Here is a 234-nt window from a genome sequence, read left to right as displayed (position 1 = left end):
GTCAATGTGGATGCCATGACCAACGCCGAGTTCTACAGCCCTGGGTTTGCTCTGGGAACAGTGGATGAGAACAATGGACGACCGCTGCTGAACAACCACTTTGACATCCTGGTCGAATATCACCGTGTCGGTTTGGCGAGTAAGAACAAGTATCGGGTGGTCGGGGTGATTGTGCAACCGAGCTCGCGACGCGACTCGAAGATCCTGGATGATGGAAAGGTCGACTGCGGCGGA

Annotated in this window: 1 protein-coding gene; it reads left to right on the top strand. The window is 55.1% G+C overall.

Annotation, left to right across the window (positions count from 1 at the left end; all coding sequences use genetic code 11):
- Window positions 1-234, top strand: a 234-nt coding sequence (locus tag SAY88_RS25685; protein ID WP_332635264.1) for a transmembrane 9 family protein, incomplete at both ends; no start/stop codon positions are given.

The sequence above is a fragment of the Halalkalibacter flavus genome (assembly GCF_036663575.1).
In the GTDB taxonomy this organism is placed as follows: Bacteria; Bacillota; Bacilli; order Bacillales; family Bacillaceae_D; genus Halalkalibacter; species Halalkalibacter flavus.
Note: the sequence above shows the minus strand (reverse complement) of the source record. Positions and strands in the feature narration are given on the sequence as shown.